This is a genomic window from Candidatus Zixiibacteriota bacterium (genome assembly GCA_016933955.1).
GTDB lineage: Bacteria > Zixibacteria > MSB-5A5 > GN15 > PGXB01 > JAFGTT01.
The window spans coordinates 135,901-160,034 of the sequence record JAFGTT010000019.1 but is presented as its reverse complement, the minus strand read 5'-3'; the positions used below and the strand labels follow the sequence as shown (position 1 = coordinate 160,034).

The 24,134-nt window shown below is 49.5% G+C and carries 18 protein-coding genes; 2 read left to right on the top strand and 16 right to left on the bottom strand.

Features of this window, described 5'->3' with window-relative positions; genetic code table 11:
• Window positions 1-25: 25 nt before the first annotated feature.
• Genes murG through mraZ form a run of 10 tightly spaced genes read right to left on the bottom strand, consistent with a single transcriptional unit; the run spans window position 26 to window position 11,527 of the window.
• Window positions 26-1,153, bottom strand: a complete 1,128-nt coding sequence (gene murG / locus JXQ28_07295) for an undecaprenyldiphospho-muramoylpentapeptide beta-N-acetylglucosaminyltransferase (protein MBN2277535.1) — start codon at window positions 1,151-1,153, stop codon at window positions 26-28.
• Window positions 1,150-2,229: a putative lipid II flippase FtsW gene (gene ftsW, locus JXQ28_07290; GenBank protein ID MBN2277534.1), complete on the bottom strand. Its 1,080-nt coding sequence runs from the start codon at window positions 2,227-2,229 to the stop codon at window positions 1,150-1,152. The genes murG and ftsW overlap by 4 nt, the downstream gene beginning before the upstream one ends.
• 4 nt (window positions 2,230-2,233) lie before the next feature.
• Complete coding sequence (murD, locus tag JXQ28_07285) at window positions 2,234-3,628, bottom strand: UDP-N-acetylmuramoyl-L-alanine--D-glutamate ligase (protein ID MBN2277533.1); 1,395 nt, start codon at window positions 3,626-3,628, stop codon at window positions 2,234-2,236.
• A complete protein-coding gene (locus JXQ28_07280) occupies window positions 3,625-4,713 on the bottom strand; it encodes a phospho-N-acetylmuramoyl-pentapeptide-transferase (GenBank protein ID MBN2277532.1) in 1,089 nt (362 codons plus the stop codon). Before JXQ28_07280 ends, murD begins: the two co-directional genes overlap by 4 nt.
• Window position 4,714: 1 nt before the next feature.
• Window positions 4,715-6,118 (bottom strand): UDP-N-acetylmuramoyl-tripeptide--D-alanyl-D-alanine ligase, encoded by a 1,404-nt coding sequence (locus tag JXQ28_07275; GenBank protein ID MBN2277531.1) that lies wholly within the window; start codon window positions 6,116-6,118, stop codon window positions 4,715-4,717.
• Between the two features lie 5 nt (window positions 6,119-6,123).
• Window positions 6,124-7,596 carry a UDP-N-acetylmuramoyl-L-alanyl-D-glutamate--2,6-diaminopimelate ligase gene (locus JXQ28_07270; GenBank protein MBN2277530.1) on the bottom strand — a complete coding sequence of 491 codons (1,473 nt, stop codon included), beginning with the start codon at window positions 7,594-7,596 and terminating at the stop codon, window positions 6,124-6,126.
• Window positions 7,597-7,606: 10 nt separating this feature from the next.
• Window positions 7,607-9,682 carry a PASTA domain-containing protein gene (locus JXQ28_07265; GenBank protein MBN2277529.1) on the bottom strand — a complete coding sequence of 692 codons (2,076 nt, stop codon included), beginning with the start codon at window positions 9,680-9,682 and terminating at the stop codon, window positions 7,607-7,609.
• Window positions 9,675-10,145, bottom strand: coding sequence for a cell division protein FtsL (locus JXQ28_07260; GenBank protein ID MBN2277528.1), 471 nt, complete (start codon window positions 10,143-10,145; stop codon window positions 9,675-9,677). Before JXQ28_07260 ends, JXQ28_07265 begins: the two co-directional genes overlap by 8 nt.
• Entirely contained in the window at window positions 10,138-11,061 is a 924-nt protein-coding gene (gene rsmH, locus JXQ28_07255) for a 16S rRNA (cytosine(1402)-N(4))-methyltransferase RsmH (GenBank protein MBN2277527.1), read from the bottom strand. Before rsmH ends, JXQ28_07260 begins: the two co-directional genes overlap by 8 nt.
• 1 nt (window position 11,062) lies before the next feature.
• On the bottom strand, window positions 11,063-11,527 hold the full coding sequence (gene mraZ, locus JXQ28_07250; protein MBN2277526.1) for a division/cell wall cluster transcriptional repressor MraZ: 465 nt from the start codon (window positions 11,525-11,527) through the stop codon (window positions 11,063-11,065).
• A 420-nt stretch (window positions 11,528-11,947) separates the two neighbouring features.
• On the opposite strand from mraZ, the gene JXQ28_07245 reads away from it, so the two are divergent.
• On the top strand, window positions 11,948-14,290 hold the full coding sequence (locus JXQ28_07245; GenBank protein MBN2277525.1) for a T9SS type A sorting domain-containing protein: 2,343 nt from the start codon (window positions 11,948-11,950) through the stop codon (window positions 14,288-14,290).
• Here JXQ28_07245 and JXQ28_07240 read toward each other — a convergent pair.
• From JXQ28_07240 to JXQ28_07225, 4 genes are read right to left on the bottom strand one after another with little or no spacing between them, the layout of a single operon-like run.
• Entirely contained in the window at window positions 14,283-15,560 is a 1,278-nt protein-coding gene (locus tag JXQ28_07240; protein ID MBN2277524.1) for a glycosyltransferase family 4 protein, read from the bottom strand. The two genes, JXQ28_07245 and JXQ28_07240, sit on opposite strands and share 8 nt — an antisense overlap.
• Complete coding sequence (locus JXQ28_07235; GenBank protein MBN2277523.1) at window positions 15,523-16,590, bottom strand: glycosyltransferase; 1,068 nt, start codon at window positions 16,588-16,590, stop codon at window positions 15,523-15,525. The genes JXQ28_07240 and JXQ28_07235 overlap by 38 nt, the downstream gene beginning before the upstream one ends.
• Window positions 16,587-17,531: a GNAT family N-acetyltransferase gene (locus tag JXQ28_07230; GenBank protein MBN2277522.1), complete on the bottom strand. Its 945-nt coding sequence runs from the start codon at window positions 17,529-17,531 to the stop codon at window positions 16,587-16,589. The genes JXQ28_07235 and JXQ28_07230 overlap by 4 nt, the downstream gene beginning before the upstream one ends.
• Window positions 17,531-19,729: a T9SS type A sorting domain-containing protein gene (locus tag JXQ28_07225; GenBank protein ID MBN2277521.1), complete on the bottom strand. Its 2,199-nt coding sequence runs from the start codon at window positions 19,727-19,729 to the stop codon at window positions 17,531-17,533. Before JXQ28_07225 ends, JXQ28_07230 begins: the two co-directional genes overlap by 1 nt.
• 155 nt (window positions 19,730-19,884) lie before the next feature.
• On the opposite strand from JXQ28_07225, the gene JXQ28_07220 reads away from it, so the two are divergent.
• Complete coding sequence (locus JXQ28_07220) at window positions 19,885-21,018, top strand: hypothetical protein (GenBank protein ID MBN2277520.1); 1,134 nt, start codon at window positions 19,885-19,887, stop codon at window positions 21,016-21,018.
• Here the strand turns inward: JXQ28_07220 and lnt are convergent.
• Window positions 20,978-22,600, bottom strand: a complete 1,623-nt coding sequence (lnt, locus tag JXQ28_07215; GenBank protein ID MBN2277519.1) for an apolipoprotein N-acyltransferase — start codon at window positions 22,598-22,600, stop codon at window positions 20,978-20,980. The two genes, JXQ28_07220 and lnt, sit on opposite strands and share 41 nt — an antisense overlap.
• Window positions 22,575-24,134 (bottom strand): 2,3-bisphosphoglycerate-independent phosphoglycerate mutase, encoded by a 1,560-nt coding sequence (locus JXQ28_07210; GenBank protein MBN2277518.1) that lies wholly within the window; start codon window positions 24,132-24,134, stop codon window positions 22,575-22,577. Before JXQ28_07210 ends, lnt begins: the two co-directional genes overlap by 26 nt.

The following is a 24,134-nucleotide window of genomic DNA, read 5'->3' as shown; positions in this document are numbered from 1 at the left end:
CCGGGTTTCCATGCCACGATGGTTTTCAAGTGCGACTCCCTTCCCATCCGATCATTGATAATATTTCGTCGGCAATGGCCTCGACGGCCGGTTTCTTTCGACTCGTGCGAATTCGATCGATGGCCTCCTTCATCTTCCGCCAGCTGCCATCACGGATAATTTCCACGGCACCTTTTATCAGGCTGACCTCGGGCAGTTCATGGTCGAATATCACCACGGCGGCACCTTTGGACTCAAAGGTTTCGGCGTTTTTGCGCTGATGATCGGCTGTAGCGTGGGGATACGGAATCAGAACTGCCGGAAGTCCGGCCGCTTCGAGTTCGGCCAGGGTCAGGGCACCGGACCGGGCAATGGCCAGATCGGCGGCAGCATAGGCCTGCTCGATTTGATCTGTAAAAGCGAACAGGGCGCGGCTTCCAACTCTGCCGCCCGCGGCCGCGGCTATTTCCTTATAGTCCCTTTCGCCGGTTTGCCAGATCAATTTGAAATCATTCGGAAGTTCATGCAGGTGATCTAAGATATTCTGGTTGACACTGGTCGCCCCCTGGCTTCCCCCCAGGATCAAAATCACGTGGTCATTATCATTGAAACCGAAATGCCTGCGCGCCTCATTCCGGTCAATTTTCCCGATTATATCTTTGACTGGATTCCCGGTTTCAATTGTTACCGCCCGGCCGTCCAGATGCTTGCGGGCCTCGCCGAAACCGAGAAAAACGCAATCGACCCGATGAGCCAACTGGCGGGTGGTCAGACCGGGATACGAATTTTGCTCCTGAATAAAGCAACCCTTCCTCATAAAAACCGCTCCCATCATAACGGGACCCATGACATAACCACCGGTTCCAATAACGGCATCGGGTTTAAACCGCCAGCAGATAAACATCGATTTGATCGTGGCTCCGATTAACAGAAGCGGAAAGAGAAGATTACGCAGAACACCTTTGCGGTACAGACCACGTACCGATATTAAAGTGAGGGAATAACCGAGACTGTCTTTCAGACGAAATTCGATTCCCCGTCTGGTGCCGATAAATCTGAACTCGGCGCGGTTTTCAGGCTCAATTCTTTTTTTCAGATGATTGGCAATGGCCAGAGCCGGAAAAAGATGACCGCCAGTGCCGCCCCCGGCAAATATAAGCCGCAATTGTTTCATCGCACCACTATCCCCTTCCGGCGTGAAAGATTCAACAGGATAGCCACCGAGACCACCGAAACCATCAGGGCCGATCCGCCATAGGATAAAAACGGCAGAGGTATCCCCGTGGTCGGGAGAAGCGAGGTGACAACGCCGATATTGATCAGGACGGCAATAAAAAGCGAGGCGGTGATACCGATCGCCAGCAGAAAGCCGAACTTATCCGGCTGGTTGAGGGCGATCTGAATTCCCCGCCGTATGACTATATAAAAAAGAATCAGAATGCCAACCAGACCGATAAAACCGAGTTCCTCACCGATAGAAGCAAATATGAAATCCGTATGAGGATAGGGCAGGAAAAATAATTTCTGTTTGCCGTCTCCCAGCCCGGATCCAAAAATTCCCCCGGCCCCAAGGGCCAGCACCGCCTGTTTGACCTGGTAGGAACCATTCAGGGGATCGGTGACAGCCGACATATAATCGATCACCCGGGCCTTTTTGTAGCCAAGAATAAAAACCATGAAAGAGACAAAGGCCGTCAGGGGCAGAATAAGGACTGCCAGATGGAACAACCTTACCCCGGCCAGGAAAAATATGATCAGAACCGTCAGGGTAATGGTGATAGCCGAACCAAGCCCGGGTTCCAGGATAATCAGAATCAATCCTGCACCCAGCAAAGGTGCATAGGGTAATAGAAATTGCTTCAGATCGGTGATATCGCGGCTCTTCTGGGAAAGGGAAAAAGCCAGGTACACGATCGCCACCAGTTTGAAAATTTCCGAGGGCTGGACAGTGAGCGGACCCAGAAACAGCCAGCGATGTGAACCATTCCGGGCCGGCATAATAAACACCATAGCCAGCATGACCAGAGATAAAAACAGAGCCGGTATGGCATAGGGAGCATATTTTTTCAGATCGATCCGGGTGATTCCCCATCCAATCAGACCGGCCATGACCAGGTATATCAACTGCTTCTTGAGAAAGAAGAAATGCGAGCCGAATCGGCTTTCCGCCATAACCGATGATGATGAATAGATCATCACCATGCCGATGGCAATCAAGGCGACAGTACTGTAAAGCAGTTTCCGATCCATATTTTTACCTGCGATCCACTTCCTGTGAAATACGATCATTACTTTTCAAGCCCTGCACGGCGCTTTTAAACTCTCGGCCGCGATGCTCGAAATTATCGAACATATCGAAACTGGCGCAGGCCGGTGACAGCAGGACCACCTCACCGGGCGAAGCCGCCTCGAAAGCCTTTTTGACCGCCTCGTTCATGCTGTCCGCGAACTGGATGGGGAAGGCCTTGCCCAGCGCCTCGAACATTTTATCCCGCGCCTCACCGATCAGGATTATTCCTTTAATCTTTTCGCGACCGAAATCGATGATCGGAGCGAAATCCCCGTTTTTATCACGCCCCCCGGCAATCAGGTAAATCGGGGTATCAAAGGAGCGTATAGCGTAGGTTACGGAATCGACATTGGTGGCCTTGGAATCATTGACAAACCTGATTCCGGCCACCGTGGCGACATCCTCCAGCCGGTGTTCCACACCGGGGAATCGTCTCAGCGCTTCGGCGATGGCGATCGGAGATACTCCGATCAACAGGGTCGCCAGAGCCGCCGCCGCGGCATTCTGAAGGTTGTGCGGGCCGGGGATTCGGATTTCATCGATCTTTAATATATCGTGGGTTTTATTCCTCACGATGCCGACCAGCGACTCTCCCCTCTTAAAGACTCCGGTCGGCAGGGTTCGTGAGGCGGCAAAATAAATTCTTTGGGCGTGCGTCTTGATACCGTCTTTGTCGATCACGGCATCATCGGCATTCAAAATCAGATAATCATCCGGTTTTTGATTTTCCGCAATCCGGTATTTGGCTTTCTTATAGCCATCGAAATTTTCATAACGATCAAGATGATCGGGAGTGATATTCAGAATCATGGCCACATGCGGCGTAAATTCCTCGATCAATTCCAACTGGAAGTTGGATACTTCCAGAACCGCATAACCGTTTTCCGAAATATCAGAAACGGCGTCGGAAAAAGGATAACCAATATTCCCGCAAACCTTATTTTCCAGACCGGCGGTATCGAGGATGGCGCCGATCAGGCTGGTCGTGGTGGTTTTGCCGTTGGATCCGGTAATAGCGATTATTCTTCCGCGGCACAGCCATGAGGCCAGTTCAATTTCAGAGAAAATGGGAATACCGGACTGACGGATATTGCCGACAATTTCGGTTTCCTGCGGAATACCTGGCGAGAGAATAATAAAATCCGCCTGCAATAGGTGATCGGTATGCCCGCCGGTTTCATACTGAATATTGAAGGTCTTCAGTTCATGAATCTGGCTTTCCAGCTTCTCCGGCGGTTTGATATCGGAGATAAATGGCGTGCCACCGGCCCTGCGTACCAGTCGGGCCGCCGCCATCCCCGAGCGGGCCATGCCGACAATGCCGACCCGTCTACCTTTAATTCGCTCTTTTATCGTCATCTTATCTTCAGAGTTGAAATGGTTAATAGTGCAAACAGCGCCCCGATAATCCAGAACCTGACCACCACCTTGGATTCCGGCCATCCGAGAAGCTCGAAATGATGGTGAATCGGCGCCATCTTGAAAATTCGTTTACCTCCGCGATACCTGTATGATAAAACCTGAATAATCACCGAAAGGGTTTCGATCACGAAAACCCCGCCGACAATTACCAGGAGCAATTCTTTCTTGATTAAAATCGCAATTGCACCCAGGGCGCCGCCTAGTGCCAGAGAACCGGTATCACCCATGAAAACTCCGGCCGGATGAGAATTAAACCAGAGGAAACCGAGTGCCGCTCCGACCGCCGCCCCGCAATAGATGGCCATCTCGCCCGCCCCGGGAACATATTCGATCTGGAGATACCCGGAGAAATCGGCCCGACCGGCCACATAAACCAATCCCAGAAAAGCTACAAAACAAAGACCCGTTAGACCAATCGCCAGACCGTCGAGACCATCAGTAAGATTGACGGCATTGGAAGAACTGGTGATTACGATGATGATAAAGGGTATATAGAGAATACCCAGGTTGAGGATATAATTTTTGAAAAAGGGAATCTCGGTGGTGCCATCAAAACTGGCATTGGGCGGCAACAATGTCAAAACCAGACCAAACACCAGGCCCAGTGAAATCTGCCCGATCAGTTTTTTCCGCCCCACCATGCCTTTCGGTTGCCGCTTGACCGCTTTAAGATAATCATCCATAAATCCGATCAGGCCCAGCCAGAAGGTGACCAGCAGGATCATCAGAATAAAATAATTGGTCAGATCGGCCCAGAGAACGGTGGGTATTATTATGGCCACCAGAACAATCAACCCGCCCATGGTCGGCGTTCCCTGCTTGGACTGATGGCTTTTGGGGCCTTCAACCCGGATGTTCTCTTTGATCTGATACTTCTGCAGCAGCCGAATAAAGAAAGAGCCCAGGAGAAGCGATATCAAAATGGCCGTGATAGTCGCAAAAGCCGTCCGAAAGGTGATATAACGGAACAGGTTAAATCCCGAGACGTATGGCGTGAGCTGGGTGAAGAGATGGTAAAACATATTAATTCTGCCTTAGTGCTGTCCCTTTCAGCAAGGTTAATATTTTTTCCAGACCGATGCCGCGAGAGGCTTTGAAGTACAGAATATCTCCCCTCTTAATATCACTTATCAAAGCCTCTCCGGCCTGTTCGGTGTTATCAAAATGCGAAATCTTCTTTTTTTCAAATCCGGCCGCCGTCGCCGCCTGCACCATATCAACCGACAACCGCCCAACCGCCAGCACCCGTTCGAAATCCAGTTCGGCCAGTAAATTGCCGATAGCGGCGTGATAAATCGGCGATTCGGGTCCGAGTTCCAGCATATCGCCGACCACGGCCACACTCCGGCGACCGGCCAGAGAACCATGGCCGAGATAATTTTTGAATGACCGAAGTCCCGATTCCAGCGAAACCGGGTTGGCATTGTAACAATCGGCTATCGTGATCAGACCGTGGGTATTTTCAATCTGACCCCGATACGGGGCAAAATCATACTCCACATTATTCAGGTCTTCGGGAGTAAGATCCACTTCAAGGGTCCGGCAGACAGCATAGGCGGCCAGGATATTATACACCTGATGCTCCCCGAAAAGATTCAAACGAATCTCCCGCCCGTCAATTACCACCAGCGGGAAACCATCGGAAGATACTCCGGCCAGCCGGGCGGTGAAATCGGCGCGGTTTTTTACTCCGAAAGTAACCAGCCGATGTTTCCGCTTACCGGCCGCATTGACCAGCACCGAATCATCGGCATTGACCACAGCCGGTTTATCGGGCGGCATGCGGTCGATCAATCCGCATTTGGCCTCGGCCACACCGGCAATAGTCCCCAGGGTCTCCAGATGAGTCGGGCCGACATTGGTGATCAGAGCAACATCCGGTTTAATCATCTGCGCCAGTCGCGTCATTTCGCCGGGAATGGATATCCCCAGTTCAAAAACACCGTAGCGACTGTCCGAAGGAATTCCGAAGATTGCCAGAGGAAGACCGTACAGATTGTTAAGGTTACCGGGCGACCGATAAGTTTTTTCCCGCCGGCTTTTCAGCATGCCATAAATATATTCCTTGGTGGTAGTCTTACCGTTGGAGCCGGTCACGGCGATAATATCGGCTTCGATTCGGGAACGATAGTTTTCCGCTAGAATCATCAGGGCCCGATGAGTGTCAGCCACCGCCACCAGCGGAATACGGTCTTTCAATTCAGCAATAGCGCTGTAATGATTATTTACCAGAAGACCGCCGCAGTTCCGGCCGAGAACCTGGTCGATATAATCATGACCATCATTATGTTCGCCCTTGATGGCGGTAAACAGCTGCGATGATTTTATGGTCCGGCTGTCAATCGAGATACCCTCGAATACCGCCGCGGCAAAACGGTCGTTAACCAGTTCCCCCCGGCATTCCTTTGCCAGTGTCTTAAAATCCATTTTAATCAACTTCTGCATCCCTGGCTGTATCCCAGCGATTCCAGTACCCGGATAATTTCCACCTGATCCTGATAGGGATATTTTTTTGTCCCGATTTCCTGGTAATCCTCGGCTCCCTTACCGGCAATCAGGACCATATCATACGGCCGGGCCAAGGACAGGATTCTCGCGATTGCTTCTTTACGATCCACCCGTATTTCATAATTTTTTCCGCTCATGCCAGGAAGAATATCCTCGATTATTTTCCCGGCGTCTTCCTTTCGTGGATTATCGGAGGTCACCACCGCTACGTCCGAATTTTCTGTCACCACCCGGCCCATCAGCGGTCGTTTGCCTTTGTCCCGGTCGCCGCCGCATCCGAAAAGCGTTAAAATCCGCCCCCTGCTTATTTCCCGGGCGGAAGCAATCAATCGTTTAAGGGCATCGGGGGTATGCGCAAAATCTATTATAACCGTGAAAGGCTGACCCAGATCAACCGGCTGAAACCGTCCCATGACCGGTTGGGCCGATTCCAGACCAGTCTTGATAATATTCTGTCCAAGTCCCAGTGCCACTCCTGCGGCGGCCGCGCCGGCGGCGTTTTCAAGATTGTACCGTCCGGGCAGGCGAATGGTGATGGTGTCGCAACCGGAGGCTGTCCTTATGTCGAAAACGGTCCGGTCGGGATACAAATCAGCCTTTTCGACATAAACATCGGCCCCGGCATCGTGCAGTGACCATGTCAGACAGCGCCCTTTGACATCGGGGATAAATCCGGCGTACTCGGGGACATCCACATTGATAACCGCCCATCGACCGGGTCCGGTCAGTATATCCAGCAGCAGTTTTTTGGCGGCCAGATATTCCTCCATGGTGTTATGAAAATCAAGATGATCGCGGCTGAAATTAGTGAACAGGCCAACCTTGAAATCGATATGGTCCACCCGGTGCAGGACCAGGGCATGTGATGAAACCTCGATAACGCCCTCGGTACACCCGGCTCCGACCATCTCGGCCATCATTTTCTGGGTATCGATCGAATCCGGTGTGGTCCGCTCAGCCTTGTACTGCCTGGTCCCGGTATCGTAAACCAGGGAGTTCATCATCCCGACTTTTTTCCCGGCCGTCCTGAGAAGATTGGCAATAAGGGCAACCGAAGTGCTTTTCCCATTGGTCCCGGTGACAGCCGTGGCGGCAATTTTTAGGCCGGGGTAATCATAAAAACAGGCGGCCATCGCGGCCATGGTTTTCCGAATCGATGATGTCACCACAACCGGAATGTCAAGGTCGATCGGTTTTTCGGTAAGGATCGCCGCCGCCCCGTTTTGGATTGCATCCGGAATAAATCGATTGCCATCCTGGCGGTATCCGGCAATGGCCACAAACAGCATTCCCGGTCTTATCCTCCGGGAATCATAGTCCAAACCGGTTATCTCAATGGTACCGTCACCGGTCAATTCCAAGTTACTGCCTGTCGATATCAATTCTTTCAATATCATATCGCCGTTGTTATCCCTTCCGGCAAACCAGATGACATCGGATATTTTTGTTGACCGCCTTCCCCGCCCGGGGATACTGATCCCTGACAAAACCATACCCCTCGATTTCATGGGGCAAGCCAAGGTAATTCAGAACCGCCATCGCGGTCCTTATTTTCATGCCTAAAAGATTCATCATGACCATGTCCTCAGCACCTTCATTTTCGACCACCACCGCCACCGTTTCATTCCCGGGTAAGATCCGTCCCTCGGGCGGGTACTGCCAGATCACCACGCCGTGTTCGGCATTGGCGGCAATTGGAATACCATCTTTTTCAGCCATCTGTTTGACCAGCGAGATATCCCGTCCGACAAAATCCGGGACTTTTTTCATATCCATCTCTTCATCGCCGGCAGTCAGCCGGGTATCGGGACGAAGGAAATCGGAGTTGGCAACCGAATATCTTTCGGCCATATTTTTAAAAGCGGGACCGGAGGTATAACCGCCGTAATGGATCGGTTCCGGCTGATTTAAAACCACTACCCCGGCGATTTTCGGGTCATCGGCCGGGAAGTAACCCAGAAAAGAGGCGACAAACTTGTTTTTTATATAACCGCCGTTTTTAAAATCGACAACTTCCGCGGTTCCGGTTTTTCCCGCGATAGAGACAATATCCGATTTAACGGGAGTGGCGGTGCCCCGCTCGACGACTCCGGTCAGAAAGGTCCTGAGGATTTCGGCGCTCTTGGGATTGATCGCCTTCCCTACCACCTGCGGTCCATTTTTTTTAACTACCCGGCCATTGCAATCAATAATCCCCCGAATAATACTTGGACGGTACAGCTTTTCACCGTTGGCAATTGCCCCCATGGCGCTGGTCAGTTGAAGGGCCGTTACCGATACCGAGTGCCCAATGGACAATGCGGCAATATTATAGTCCGACCAGACTCTGGGGGCCGCCACATTCCCGGATTGTTCGCCCGGCAAACCAACAAAATATTTCTGGCCGAAACCGAACCGGTGGGCCATCTCAACCAGCTTATCCGGACCCAGACGAAGGGCCAGTTTACCGATACCGATGTTGCTGGAAAGTTCAATAATTTCCCGGAATGTTAGGCTGTCATGCTTTTTGTCGTCATGCAACCGGCCCCTCTTGAGTTTCCATAATCCCTCTTCACAGTATATTTTTTCCTCGAAATCGACCAGTTTGTTATCCAGAAGAGCTCCGGCCGTGAAGGCCTTGAAAACAGAACCCGGCTCAAAGCAGTTGCTTACCGCACGAAGTTTGATTGCCCGGTCATCATCACCGGCTACATAATCCGCCGCCGCCAGTATCTCACCGGTGTGACAATCCAGAAACAGGGCGGTACCCTCAAGGGCATGGTATTTTTCCACCGCCGCCCGAAGTTCTTCCTCAACAATCTCCTGAAAATACCAATCCAGGGTCAAGACTAGAGATTTTCCGGGAATCGGTTGCACCAGGGGGATTTCTTTGATCCGGTAAGTATTGCGATGGGCATCACGAAGATAATCGATCAGGCCGGGTTGCCCCGCCAAAAGCGAATCATAGCTGTACTCCAGTCCAGAAATACCGTTGTCATCGATATCTGTTCCCCCCAACAACTGACGCCCGATATTACCGAAAGGATAATCCCTTTTCATCTGCTTCTTGATGTACAATCCGGGGATACTGTCATTGACCAGTTTCTCGGCCAGCTCATCGGGAAGATCACGGTCTATCCAGCTGAATTTCTCGGTCTTGAGAGAGTATTTCCACCGGGAACTTCCCGCGGTCCGGTTATAGAGTCTGTCCAGATAACGATAGATGTTTTTAATCTCCTGATTGCTCGAAGGATAAGCATAGAGAGAATTCATGATGACATTGACAGCTACCTGGCGGCCTTTGCGATCGAACACCAGCCCCCGATCAGCTTTGACAGAAATTTTGCCGGTCGATTGTTTCCGGGCTTTTTCGCCGTACTCACCGCCATGGACAACCTGGATTTCCGCCAGTCTTAAAAACAACAGGAGCCAGCTTAAGGAAATTATGATATAGAGAATGACCAATCTCGATTTGCTGAAAATGCCTGATTGACGATTACTCATTGCCTTCAAAAATCTCGCTGGTTTCGGCCTTACTTTCGTTTAACACCGGGAGGTTATCGGCTATCTTCTTAAGCGAGGCAACAACTTCGCCCAAACCCTCTGTCTTGATTTCCGCTCCATTCAGGGTAAGGGTAAAAGTGTTTTCCATATTGACTCGCGACATACCCAGTTGTTCGGTCGCTACTTTTTCTATCCGGGATAGACGGGAGAGCTCGACAATATCCATTTCCGTCTTCTTGACCAGATCGCTTAAAGTCTTATTTTCTTTTTCCAGAACGGAGACCTCCCGCACCAGACCCATGACATACACTCGCTGCCAGATATGGAGGCAGGCCAGGAGTATTACCGATCCCACAAAAAGAGTCGGAATCAACGACCGGGAAGAAACCAGCTTTTTTCTCAGGGAATTTCGCAGATTTCCGGTGGCGCGGTATCTCTGGACAGAAATTTTCATTTCAAACAATTTTCTCGATCGCCCGCAACCGGGCCGAACGAGCCCGGCTGTTATTTGCGATTTCATTGGGTGAGGGTTTTATAACTTTTTTCGTTAGTAACCTGACTTCCGGCTGATGGCCGCATGTGCAGACTGGAACGCGGGGCGGACAAATACAGCCACGTGCCTTTTCAGTCATAAATCTTTTAACAATCCGATCCTCGAGTGAGTGATACGATATTACCACCAGCCGGCCGCCAGTTTTCAAAAGATTAAAAGATAATGGCAGAACCTGCCTGAGTTGCTCCAATTCGCGGTTGACTTCGATCCTGATGGCTTGAAAAATCCTCGCCAGCGAGGCATTGAAGTGCAGTGGGGGAAAAACCCGCTCGAGGATGTTCCGAAGTCTTCCGGTCGTTGTAATGGACTGGATTTGACGTTCCCGGCAGATGGCCCGCGCCACCGCGGCCGAGCGACGCTCTTCGCCGTAATCTCGAAAAATCCGGGTCAACTCCGATTCGGAATACCGGTTGACAATGTCCTCGGCGGTGATATCGGAATCAACTCCCATCCGCATATCAAGCGGTCCGTCCTGCATAAAAGCAAAACCGCGCCGCCCTTCATCGATCTGGTACGAAGATATTCCCAGATCAAACAGAATGCCGTCAACGGCAGATATTTTCAGGTTCACCAACACTTCTTCAACTCGGGCAAAAGAGCTATTTATAAAAAATTTGCTTTGCGGGACGGAATGAAGATTTTCCCGGGTCGCCACGATTGCCTCCGGATCACGATCAATTCCGATCAAGGTTGCTCCCCCTGCGAGAATACCGGAAATATGTTTAAGATGGCCGCCCCCGCCGCAGGTCATGTCAAGATAAATCCCCCCATGGCGCGTAACCAGGTAATGCGCCGTTTCCTCCACCAGCACCGGCCGGTGAAACATCTCATCCCTCCTGACGGTGATCGATATCAAATAGCTTTTCCGCTACCTCTTCATAACTTTGACCATACTGCTTCAGATATTGCTCATAAGTCTCCGGCTTCCATAACTCCAGCCAGCGATTGGAACCGATTATCAATATTTCGCGATCCAGACCGGCCTCTTTCTGCAGGTGTTGAGGAATCAGCATTCTTCCCTGACGATCGAGTTTAACGGGAACGGCAACCGAGTACAACAGCCGGCTGAAAAACCGGAAATTACGGCTGGTGAAATCAAGCGTATCCAATCGCTTCTGGATAAGCTCCCATTGTTTCTGCGGGTAAAGCGCGAGACAGCCGTCCAGACCTTTGGTAAGCATGAATGTTTCGGAAGATTTTTTGTCTTTGACTTCCGGACGCAGTTTGGCCGGCAGAGCAATTCGCCCCTTGTCATCCATCAAGACGGTATACTGACCGTAGTAGCCGACCACGGAGCTCCTCCACTTTACTCCATTTCAAACCATAATTTCCCCAATTATTCATTTTTTGTTAAAATTGTCAAGGAAAAAATCCGGCTTTTTAGAGGACGTAAGCTATTTATTTTCAATAAATAACGGCAGAAAAATAACTATCAACTTATAACTTGTCAAGCTACTTTTACTTTGCAAACAAACTTAATTACCCCCTTTTAAAGTTAAACTTCAGGTTTTTTCCCCTTTTTATATGGTTTCCATCCCCTGATTCTTTCAAAAAAATCTTGGCCTGACTAATATTATTTATTGGACAATATGGAATTTCTCTTGTCCTTCAACAGCTTAAGAGGAGATATCATCTTTCTGCCGGTCCCGGCATTAAAGGCAGCCTCCTTGCAGTTACTATTCCTGAGTTCAGATTGAAACAGGAGGATAAACGTGAGAAAAAGGGGCCTTATTATATCATTTGGCTTGACGCTGATCATGCTTCTGGCCGGATCAGCTTTGGCGGGGGAAGTCCTTTGTCGATTTGATATTGATTCTCTCATCATCCCGGATAATGGATTCCACATTAAATACGGCGACTTATCGGAGATAATCATCAATGGCAGTTTTTCTCTTCCGGTTTACACCCTGTACATATCGACGCCCTCTCCTCTGTTAAAAACAGATATCCATGTTAATCCGGCCGATCAGGTCCGATTAACCTCTCTACCCGAGGGACTGGCGTTGTTTGAATCAATTCCCACGGGCGAGAATGAAATTCCTCCGTATTTTCCGAAGACTCCAATTTTTAATCTGGGCTCGCCGGTTATAAATCTTCAGCCGGTCATTATCGCCGGACAGACATACACGGCCGTCAGCATCTTACCGGTAACGCTCGATTCGGTAGGTTACCTGACATTCAACCGGATCTTCATGGTCGATAATGAAATTGCAATCGGGGATTTTTTGCCTCCAGCGGAAGTGGCTCTGAAAGCTTTCTACCCGATTTCGAATAACGTCTCATTGGCCTTTAAGACAGGTTCCTCGGAAACCCCGGGGCTCGGAATCGATTATATTATCATCACCTCCTCTTCTCTCGCGGAGTATTTCGAATCCCTGGTCGAGTTTAAAAATGCCACCGGAATTACTACCGGGATAATTACCCTCGATTCCATTTACGCCCATTATTCGGGAATCGATGAAGCCGAAAAAATCCGTAATTATCTGAAAGATTTTTATCAGTCCGGCGGACGTTATGTTCTTCTTGGCGGCGATGATGTCACCGTGCCGGTGCGTTACGTTTATTATTATAATACCGATGTCCAGCCGTTGGACCCGAGTTACCTGCGGCCTTCCGATCTTTATTTCGGCGATCTGGATGGGGAATGGGAAGTCGACGGCGACGGTGTTTGGGGCGAGCCTACCGATGATTCTCCCGATCTTATCCCCGAACTGCTGGTCGGCCGTTTGCCGGTTAATGCCGGCTGGGCGATTACTCGCTATCTCGATAAGCTGATCAACTACTCTCTCAATCCCGGCAACGGCGATTTCGATTACCTCACCCGGGCCTATTTCTTTTCTTCGGATCAGATGCGCGATTATCCCGCCGGAGGACAGCACGCCTTTATCGGTAAAGAATTGCCCTCCTATATCGTAATAGATACCGTCAGTGGTATCGAAGCACCTTCGGGGAACGATCCCGACCCGACTTTTCCCAGTGGCGAATCATGCATTGAATCTCTTTCCGACGGTTACGGCTTTGTTCATATCCTGGCTCATGGCCGTATCGACGGTTTTGTGGTGCGCTCGGTGAATTACGGTGACTGGCCCGCCTCACTTCTCCTGGCCCGCCCCCAGAGCAATGACAACGGCGACCTGGGTCAGCTGGAAAAAAATAATAAGACCGGGTTGTACTACTCGCTTTCATGTGACGGCGGCGCTTTCGATCTTGACTCCTCCAACGGGAGTAGTTCCGAATGGTCTTTTGCCGAAAGGCTGATGGCCGCTGAGGCCTGCGGGGCGGTGGCCTACGTGGCCAATGCCCGCTGGGGCTGGGTTTATTCGAGTTATTTTCTCCAAGCCTCTTTCACCAGGAATTTATACGCCCTGGCTGAGGGTAATCCGGTTCTGGCCATGCATTATTCATGGCTTGATTATCCCTATTATCGCGACCTTATCTACGGCCAAAATTTCCTTGGCGATCCGACAATCAGGATTTACACCGAACAGCCCGGACGACTTGTTGCCGATGTCCCGAAATCGGCCCCGGAACAGACCGTAACTATCCTCAGCGACGAAAATCCGGTTTCAGGCGTAACTGTGACTATTGCCCTTGATGGTACGGTTCTGGAACAGGGTATAACCGATGACGACGGTCAGTATCACTTCAGCACTGCACTTGATGAGCAATCGGCCTATACTCTAACAGCGGCTAAACCCGGATATACCGTTTTACAGGATATTTATGTCCCCTCCATCACCCTAGATACCGATGATGATATTGAAACGCTTCTGCCACGGGAATTCGAACTGGGCCAGAATTTCCCTAATCCTTTTAATCCTGTTACCACTATCAGGTACAGCCTGCCCAAACAGGCAGATGTCACCTTCACGATTTATAACATCCTGGGACAGGAGGTCCTGCTGTCGGATTCATACAGCCAACCGTCTGGAACATATACCTGGGAATGGGATGGCCGCGACAAAAACGGCCGGGAACAATCGAGTGGTATTTATTTCTACCGCCTGACTACGGGAGAATTCACGGATACGAAAAAAATGCTGTTGATCAGGTAAGACGATCCAGCAGGGCCGCATATTTTCGGGCCGTCTCCATTACCGAATAAGTATCACAACCGGTTTCCCTGTCATCCGGGATCAGGGAACCGGTTTCCTTTTTACCGCTATAAAGCTCTATGAAATCGGCCACGCCATCGATATCATCAGGCGATACAGCTTTCCCCTGAGAATAACTCGAGATCAACAAAGCGGCATCGGATTCTGGTGGCACGGTCCCGATTATTGGTTTTCCCGAACTGAGATAATCGAAAATACGCCCCGGCAGAATGGTATAGGAGTCAAATCCACGCACAGTGAAATACAAAATATCCGCAGTTGCCAGGGATCTGATTGCTTCGCCTTTCGGCAGGTAACCTTTCAGGCACACGATTCCTCTTAAACCATGCCGATCTATCAAGTCAGTTATTTCCATGGCGTCGTATCGGCCGACATGGATTATGGTCACTCTGTCGCGATACGATCCATCCCGGTCGATCAGCCCCGCTACCGCTTTGAATAACGGCTCGATCGGACAGAGATCGCTGAGCGTACCCAGCACGCCGATCACCAGGCGCGTTTCTTTTTTTGTGGCGGTAGCATGCCAACACTTAACATAATCCGGATCGGCCCCATTGGTAATGACCTCTCCCCTTTCAAGATAATCAACAATACACCGGTTTACCCCGACTATCTCATTGGCGTTTTCAACGAATCGTCGTTTCAGGAATTGAGCATATTTTCTCTGAAAGGAAGTCCGGTAGAGAATCTCGATCGGCAGGGAAAACCAGAGATCACGGAAATCGGCAATCCATTTTATTCCGAGATTCTTTTTCAATTTCAGGCCGATCAGATGCGCCGAGGGCGGCGGCGAGGTGGTAATAACGGCTTTGAATTCACCCGCTTTAATGATTTCCATCGCCTTGCGATAGGCAAACGGAAGCCAGCCCCGTTTGGCATCAGGATAATAACACAGAGATGCCCGCGATGATCCACCCCACCCTTTCGGCATCCGCTGAAATCCCAGTCGGTACAGCAGGCGTGATGGATCAAGCGAACCGGTGCGGATAATTTTCTCGGTTTTACTGTCATCTAATAGAGTATGGTCGTATTCGGGATATAATATATCCCTGACTGTCAGGACGGTAACATCATAGCCGAATTCGGGCAGATATCGGAATAGCCCGAGCGGCCGTCCTACTCCCCCAAGTCCAAGGGGTGGGAAATGATAGGCAATCAGGAGAATATTTTTCTTATGATCGGCCAACGGCAACCCTTTCCATGATTTCAATTGTGGCTCTGATATTATTCACCCAGATTGCCTCACGGGCCACTTTCGCATGGTTGGTGATTAAAATCGGTTCCAATTCCAAATGTGGCAGCCGATCAATGGTTTCATCCAGAGTTTCCGGCCGGTGCGGATCATACAATATGCTGTTACTGCTAATTGCCCAATCCCTAATCCCTGGGATATCGGCGACAATCGGCAGCATCCCGCAACCCATCGCTTCAATCAGCGATGCGGGTGAGGAATCCGACAGTGAGGCGGATAGATATATATCATGGTCCGCAAGAAATCGAATATAATCCGTTCGGGGCTTCATGTGATAGAAATCAATTCCGCCTCCGGGGCAGAGATCTCGAACGAGAATCTCAAAATCAACGATATCTTCACCCCAGGCAGGAAAAGTCAGTTGAATTTCCTTCCGATTGATTCGGGGTGCCAGCGTCCTGACAATAAATTCATTATTGTACACCCTGTTATGCGGCCGGGGGACGAGAATGCGCAGTGGATGGTGCCACCTGAAACCGGAAGTCTTTTTCAATTCGAACAGCTCCAGAATCTCCTTTTCGACTCCCCAGGGAATAATCTCCAGATTCCGGACAGAAGCGAGTTTTCTGATATTTTCGGCCAGGTAATTTGAATCCGCCAAAACATAATTTGCGCGAGTCAGAGCATAAACCACCCGGCGTCGGTGGGCTATGGATTTTTTCGGCGATATCAAAATATCCGATCCCAGGCAATGCAGCACCACCGATCTCTTTTTCCAGACCCGGGAAACGGCTGTCGAAAAACCGTAACCTGACGCAAAATGCGGATTAACAATATCCGGATCGATTTTCCGAACCAGTTCCTTAATCTGCCGGTTGATGAAGAAGTAATTGAGGCTGTTACTCACCGATTTTTTTTTGAGTAAAATATCGACCGTCTCCCCCCGCTCCAGTGACGCCAGGATTATCTCAACACCCTGATTTTTCATTTCGGTTTGATAACGCACGGCATGAAATGCGCACCCATCGGCCAGCATCAGGATTTTCATTCCGGCCTCCAGCGGTACAGAAACTTCCCCAAGCAGCTGAAATATGTATGGTATTTGAAAGTCTGCTTCTCCCCACCCCAACGCTCCTTATAATCAATTAACGAAGTTACCTCCGGCGGCGACCAGCCCAGATTTATGACTTTCAGTCCGTATTCGCTCGCATGACGAAAGATATAATCAAACATCAAATAACCGGGTTTGAGATGAGTGTAATCTTTATCAGAATAGAATTGCCAGGCAAGAAGTTCCGTTCCTTCGATCAAGCAGATTCTTGATCCAATCATTATATTGTCATATTGCACCATCAACCACAGGATTCTCGAATCATCGAGCGATAGTCTGTGCAGTCGACGGAATAATTCAAGCGGAAAGCGTGGTTTCAGATTATGCCTCCGCTCGGTCACTTTCACCAGACGATAGAAATCATCAAGCCGACTGGCATCTGTAAATAGACTCACCTCCGCACCCCGTCGCTGACCGGTTCGGATATGCTTTCCGATCCCCGGATCGGTTGGATGGAAAACACCATCGGATAACATTATCACATGCGTATAACGCTCGCCGAGGGCAAAACCCTTCATCCGGAAATCCCCCGGCGGATTATGGATATCGGCCCGGATAACCCGTCGGGATCGAAGCCAGTCTCCCAAACCTGTATAGAATTCCTGTTTAAATTCATCACCGAATCCTGCCGCAAAATATGGACAACCGGTGATACCGTCGGGCATTGATTGATAGCGCAGAAAAGGAAAATGGCCGAACAGCACTCCGACCATGCCGGCCACAAGACGATTTCCCTCTCTTAATACGGTGAAGATCTCCCGCCCTCCCAGCGCCCTCCAGATCCGGGCGAATCCCGGTGAGGAATAAAAAGAATTGCCGGTCAATTCCGTCCATTCCTCAACAGGGAGATTATCCGACGAATATAATTGAAGTGGCATCAATTTCTAACTAACAGAATTTTGCCCCGTCCCACCGAACCATTTTCGGCCGTCATCAGAAACAGGTATACGCCCGAGGCAAGTGGCTGCTGCTGCTGATTGGTTCCATCCCATAACACATTGACATCCATCTCCCGGACCAGTTCCCCGTTGACGGTATAAATACGGACAGTGGCGTTACCATCATAATTAAAGGACAGGAAACTGCCATCACCTCGAATCACAAAGGGATTGGGGAAAGCAATCACATCCGCGGCGACTTCAGTCGGCGGTCCGATAATAGATTCCAGTTTCGAAATTCCCTCCCGGGTCCCGATCCAGAGATCATTAGTGGCCGGATTGATTACCAGATCGATAATATCATCAGCCGCCAGACCTGAATTATTAATGGTATATACATCAAATGATTCTATTCCGATATTGTACCGCCCCAGGCCATTCTGGGCGCCGATCCAAACATTGCGCCGCCGATCGAAGGTCAATTCCTTGACTTCCGGCCCGAAACCTGATGGCAAAGTAACATTGTCGAACCGATCAATCCCGGGATCATATAAAGAGAGACCGAATTTGGTACCGATCCATAACTCGCCCTGATTGTCGAACTTGATTGTTTTGACCTCGTCGGAACCCAGGTGGCTGTTGTCTTCGTTCATATAAACCACCGAATCATCGCTTTTATCGAAGGGATCATTTCCGAAATAGTAATAAAAAACGCCCTGATCGGCGGTACCAACGACAAAACGGTCTTCAAGGCAATCGAGGGAATAATAATTATCGGTCTCGGGGGTAATCCCATCGCTGAAACCGAATGATCCCCAGCGGGTAAAATCACCCAGATCAACAACCCGGATCACATTATTATCGCGGGCCGCGAAATTCAGGGCGAATAAATAATCCGAAGTCGCCGCCAGATGACTGGCAACCACATACGAATAATTATCGAAAACCCCGTGTAATGAGGAGTTGTCTTCCTTGAATATAATGGTTGTATCATCGGAGATATAATACAATCCCCCGCCCCAGGTGCCAACCCAGAGCCCGCCCCGGTTATCATGCATAATATCCCTGATATCACTCCCGACAACCCCTAAATCAGAGCTACTCCATGATGTCCCATCATAAACCGAAATGCCGCTGGAGTTGAAAGCGGCGAACACATTGCCGGAGGAATCGACCGATAATGCCGATATCTGGTTGTCGAGTAATCCACCGTCATCGTAGTGTTCGTATTCGCTTTCCCAACCGTGATACATCCCGGCCAGGTAATTGCCCACCCAGTGTACACCATCCACTACCCGGCCGGCCGCATGAGTATTCAATACAATGGCTGGGGTATTGTTCCAGATAATCGGCCTCGTATCGGAATAGGCGAAAAAACCGCCCCCGGCATAAATCATCAGGCTATCTCCAGTGACAATAAGGTGCTTGACAGTGATGATACTTCTGGTCGGCAGATCAGTCAGCGAAAATGCCGGCTGACGATTAAGTTTGAATGCATCGTGGGTGGTCCCCAGATAAATATTATCGTTATATAAAGCCAGAGCCGTAACGGTATCCAGCGATGATGATATATAACTCGAGGGCTTCAGAACCATCCAGTTATCGGGCGATTTTAGAAAATCGGGATTGCTTTTATCGGCATAAGCTATTCCATCCGAAGTTCCCAGCCAGATAGAATCTCCCAGTATCATAATGTCAAAAACCGAAGGTTTATCACTGATGCCGTCCCCGAAACGGTAATAGAAATCCTCAATCTGTCCATCATCGATATTCTTGGAAAAAAGAACCAGGCCGATCGAAGTGGCAATCCAGAGCTGATCGCCATCATCGGCAATAGAATACAATGTCATTAAATTATTTTCGTTGTCATAAAAAAGATATGGTTTGAACTGATTGTCGATAATGCGGATCAACCTTCCCTGGCCGGCCAGCCAGACGATTCCATCGCTGTCACGAAGGATATAATAGAGATTGTTGGTTCCAAGACCGTCATTGTTGGTTATTTTTCTCATTCCCCCCGAAAACGGATCGATCTTGAGCCATCCCCCGGAAGTAATCACCTGAAGAGAATCCTCAAAGTAATCGACATACCGGACCTGATCGGTCGATGTGAAGGATTCCCAGCCGCTGAATTTATCGGCCCGGATGGCCGGGGCCAGCAATATTGACAACCAGATAAAAAGCAATATTCTTTTCATTATATTAAAATATAAAATTCAGAGCAATATACACAATTTTTTTCCCCCGATCAATGAAGCTTATCATAACGGTCAAATATCCGGCTTTTAAATGTTGTTAAAGGGTAAACAACTTCATTTATTCCCATATAATAGTTTGACAAAAAAACGGCAGTATGGATCACGAACAAAAATCGGAAAACACCTTTTTTTCAGCGGTTAATATTACCCTTTTCCTGTTATACGTTTTCACCAATTCTCTTTTTACCTGGAAATACCTTGAGGGTTACCCCATCTGGATGCCGCTGATCGGCCTGGTTTTACTGCCGGCCGCGGCCGCCGTTATTCTCTTTCACAAATCCGGGTCGGTTCTGCGCGGCCCCCACTGGGATACCATCTATGTTTTGCTGGTTACGGCTCTGGCTGTTTTTCTGACTGTCATCATGTTTCAGTTTCATCCTGATCAGATCGCGGTCGGGCGCTACCCGGCCCTCAACGATTGGCTCGACCACCTGATGAATGGCCAATATCCGTACTATTCGCCCACTCACCCATCCGGTTTTCCCATGATATTTTTTATCGCCCTGCCCTTCAAACTGATCGGCGATATCGGATTCCTGCAGATTCTTGGCTTTATTCTTTTTGCCGGATTCATTTTTCATAGATATCGTTATGATGTCACCGGACGGCTACGCCTGCTTCTGGTTCTCCTGATTGCGCCCGCCTTTATGTACGAAGTTGCCGTTCGCTCGGAGTTATTTACCAATATGACTCTTATACTAATTTACCTGAATATTTATAACCGATATAATAAAAAAGGCGGCCTCTGGTTTTCCATACTGATGGGGCTTTTGGGGGGATTGCTTCTTTCGACCAGGGGAATCGTCGGTTTGATCTACATTATTTTCTTCGGATACTTGAGCCGGCAGGACCGGCTGAATCCGGCCACCACGGTTATTTCTGTTCTAATTGGTTTTATTGTGACTCTGGCTCCTTTTATTTACTGGAACAGCGAGTATTTTTTCAAATACGGCCCTTTTACCATCCAGATGGGTTATCTTCCCTCCTGGCTGTTAATCATATCCATCCTGACCGCGGCGGCATGCAGCCGGGTAGTCAATTCCATGAACCGGGTTTATTATGCCACAGCCTTGATTCTTTTCGGTGTGGTCGGCGCAACCTTTGTTTTGACGATATTTAAAACCGGTTTTACAGCGGCAGTGAAAGGTGATCAATTCGATATCTCTTATTTCTGTTTTTCCCTGCCGTTTATACTGGCGGCCTTTCATCTCCCGGGTCACCAGGCTTGAATCTTCCCTTCAGTTTTCCCAGAAACCAGACCATCAAAAGATAAGCGATTAAGATAACCGTTAATACCAAAGACCATTTGCCCAAAATCGGGCCGATTCGGGTAAAGGTGGAATATTCGTTCAATGGGTAAAGATCGCCGGTAATAATCTTTCTCACATACCATCCGGCCCGGACCGTCTCCCGCCCATAGGGATCGATAATGGCCGAAATCCCCGAATTGGCGCATCGCGCGATAAAAATACGGTTTTCCACCGCCCGGAAAACAGCAATACGCATGTGCTGGTAGGGGCCGGAGGTCCGGCCAAACCAGGTATCATTGGTGATATTGACGATGAACTCGGCGCCCTTTAAGACTCCCTGCCTGACATAATCGGGAAAAGCTGCCTCGAAACATATCAAAACGGAATACCGGGCTTTGGGGATCTCAAAAATGATGATTGAGTCACCCGAATAAAAATCCGACCACCATTGCACCTCATGGGTTCTGACCGATCGGGCATACTTTTCTATAAACTTCCGCGACAGAAATGGTATTTGATCCTGATAAGGCGAATGCTCCGAAAAAGGCACCAGCTTTATTTTATGATAATATTTTTCAAGTGAACCATCCGGCCCGTATTGAAAGGCGGCGTTGTAAGATTCCTCTCTGGCACCATAAAATTCAACATCGAGTGCTCCCAGCAGATTGGGGACACCGCTATTAACCGCCGTGGCCGATAGCATTTTACGGTATTTGGGTTCATGCCGGGGATAGGCGGGAGCCGCCGTTTCCGGCCATACAATCAGGTCGACAGTATCCTCGGCGGCTGTCACGGCCATTGAATCGTAGAGGACAAAATTATCGTCACGAGTCTCCGGCTGCCATTTGGTGTTTAAATCGACATTGCCCTGCAACAGCGCCACCTTAATATTGCCCGGTACCTCAAGTGGCGGGAAAACCACCCAGCCATAAACCCAAACCACTCCAAGCAGCCCCAGAAATCCGATCCCCGTACTGACTCTTGTTTCCAGACAGTTCATCCCGCTCAAGGCCTGCCAGAGCAATACATTCAGAACTATCAGAATAAATGACAACCCGTAACATCCCAACACCGAGATAATTTGAATGAATACCAGATAATATCCCTGGCTGTACGACAGGTCGGTCCAGGGAAAAGCAAACTCGCTGAGACTGCGGAAATACTCCATCCCGACCCAGAGGACCGGTAAGGCAATCAGGCTCATCGCCTTTTTATAATGATACAGTTTGTTGAAAACCAGCAGTATTATGGCGGGATAAAGAGACAGGATAAATACTGCCGCGACGATTCCGGGGGGGGTTACCACTGCCACCCAGTAAAGCTGAAAAAGATTGGCCATGAAGGAATAAAAATAGGCCGCCTGAAAGGCGGCTTTACCTTTAAGATTGGCAATAATGGCCAACGGGCGGACAAGAGCGAACCAGGCAATAAATCCGAGCGGCAATGGCAGGTAGGCAACTGCCAGCAGGAAGGCCCAGAAGGTTAACTCGGCCCGACGAAGACGGATCGCAACCTCCCGCGGCCAGAAAAGGTTTTTAACGCCTGAAAACAGGGACTTCACCTGAAACGAATATTGATTGGCCGGTCATCTCATCCGGCTGTTTAATATTTAAATATTCCAGTATGGTCGGCGCCACATCGGCCAGAAATCCGCCCGAACGGAGACGAACCCGGTTGTTCCTGCCGGTACTATCAAAAAAGATGAATGGCACTGGATTGGTCGTATGGGCCGTAAATGGTCCATTGGTATCGTCGTCATACATCTGCTCGGCATTACCGTGATCGGCGGTAATAATGGCCTGTCCATGAACCTCCTCGACCGCTTTGAGAACCCGGCCCAGACCGGTATCCACCGCTTCCACTGCCTTGACAGCCGCTTCGAACACCCCGGTGTGCCCCACCATATCGCAATTGGCGAAATTTAAAACGACGACATCGTATTTCTTTGAAAGGATCCTCTTCACCGTCTCATCGGCCACTTCAACCGAAGACATCTCCGGCTTGAGATCATAAGTCTGAACTTTCGGTGAGGGAATCATACATCGGTCTTCATTTTCAAAGGATTTCTCGACGCCGCCGTTGAAGAAATAGGTAACGTGAGCATATTTCTCGGTTTCGGCAATCCGTAACTGCCTTAATCCGGCCCGGGAAATTATCTCGCCAAAAATATTGATCAGCCGGACCGGCGGGAAGGCCACATGAGCCGATGTCAGGGTGACATCATAATTGGTCATAGTAATCAGGTGGATTTCCGGTCGGTCGGGATGGGGATAATTCTCCGGATCCCGCCCGCTGAAAAGATAACAGAGCTGGCGAACCCGATCGGCCCGGAAATTAAAGAACAGGGCTACATCGCCGTCACGCAACCAACCCTCGTTTTCATCACCCAGATTGGCTACCACCGGTATAATAAATTCATCGGTTACACCTTCGGCGTATGATTCTTTAATGGCCGTCACGGGATTATCGAACCGGTCCCCTTTCTTATTGACAATCGCCTGATAGGCTTTCTCGTTACGATCCCATCTTTTATCGCGATCCATACCGTAATAACGGCCCATCACCGTAGCTACCTTGCCCAACCCGGTCTTCTTGAAAAAAGCGACCGTCTCCTGCATAAAACCCGACCCGGAATGAGGTGGCGTATCGCGACCGTCCATAAAGGCATGAAGATATAAGTTTTTAACGCCTTTTTCTTTGGCCAACCGAACCAGAGCTTTCATATGTTCCATCGAGGAATGAACACAGCCATCGGACACTAATCCGAACAGATGAATCGAGGTTTTATTTTTGGTCGCTCGATTCATTCCCTCCAGGAAAACCGGGTTAGTGAAAAAATCGCCATCGGTGATGGCCTTATCGATCCGGGTAACATCCTGATAAACAATCCGCCCGGCTCCAAAATTCAAATGGCCGACTTCGGAATTCCCCATCTGGCCGGCCGGTAATCCCACTGCCTGACCGGAACCCTGAATCGGAATATTGGGACATGATTGAAAAAGCCGGACAAGGTTGGGTTTATTGGCGCTGATGACAGCATTATAATAATCGCTGGTTCTCAGACCGAAACCGTCGAGAATACAAAGTAAAAACAT

Excerpts from the sequence above, each read along its gene's own strand:
- murG (MBN2277535.1), bottom strand. The coding sequence starts at position 1,153 with ATGAAACAATTGCGGCTTATATTTGCCGGGGGCGGCACTGGCGGTCAT.
- ftsW (MBN2277534.1), bottom strand. The coding sequence starts at position 2,229 with ATGGATCGGAAACTGCTTTACAGTACTGTCGCCTTGATTGCCATCGGC.
- murD (MBN2277533.1), bottom strand. The coding sequence starts at position 3,628 with ATGACGATAAAAGAGCGAATTAAAGGTAGACGGGTCGGCATTGTCGGC.
- JXQ28_07280 (MBN2277532.1), bottom strand. The coding sequence starts at position 4,713 with ATGTTTTACCATCTCTTCACCCAGCTCACGCCATACGTCTCGGGATTT.
- JXQ28_07275 (MBN2277531.1), bottom strand. The coding sequence starts at position 6,118 with ATGGATTTTAAGACACTGGCAAAGGAATGCCGGGGGGAACTGGTTAAC.
- JXQ28_07270 (MBN2277530.1), bottom strand. The coding sequence starts at position 7,596 with ATGATATTGAAAGAATTGATATCGACAGGCAGTAACTTGGAATTGACC.
- JXQ28_07265 (MBN2277529.1), bottom strand. The coding sequence starts at position 9,682 with ATGAGTAATCGTCAATCAGGCATTTTCAGCAAATCGAGATTGGTCATT.
- rsmH (MBN2277527.1), bottom strand. The coding sequence starts at position 11,061 with ATGTTTCACCGGCCGGTGCTGGTGGAGGAAACGGCGCATTACCTGGTT.
- JXQ28_07235 (MBN2277523.1), bottom strand. The coding sequence starts at position 16,590 with ATGAAAATCCTGATGCTGGCCGATGGGTGCGCATTTCATGCCGTGCGT.
- JXQ28_07230 (MBN2277522.1), bottom strand. The coding sequence starts at position 17,531 with ATGCCACTTCAATTATATTCGTCGGATAATCTCCCTGTTGAGGAATGG.
- JXQ28_07225 (MBN2277521.1), bottom strand. The coding sequence starts at position 19,729 with ATGAAAAGAATATTGCTTTTTATCTGGTTGTCAATATTGCTGGCCCCG.
- JXQ28_07220 (MBN2277520.1), top strand. The coding sequence starts at position 19,885 with ATGGATCACGAACAAAAATCGGAAAACACCTTTTTTTCAGCGGTTAAT.
- JXQ28_07210 (MBN2277518.1), bottom strand. The coding sequence starts at position 24,134 with ATGTTTTTACTTTGTATTCTCGACGGTTTCGGTCTGAGAACCAGCGAT.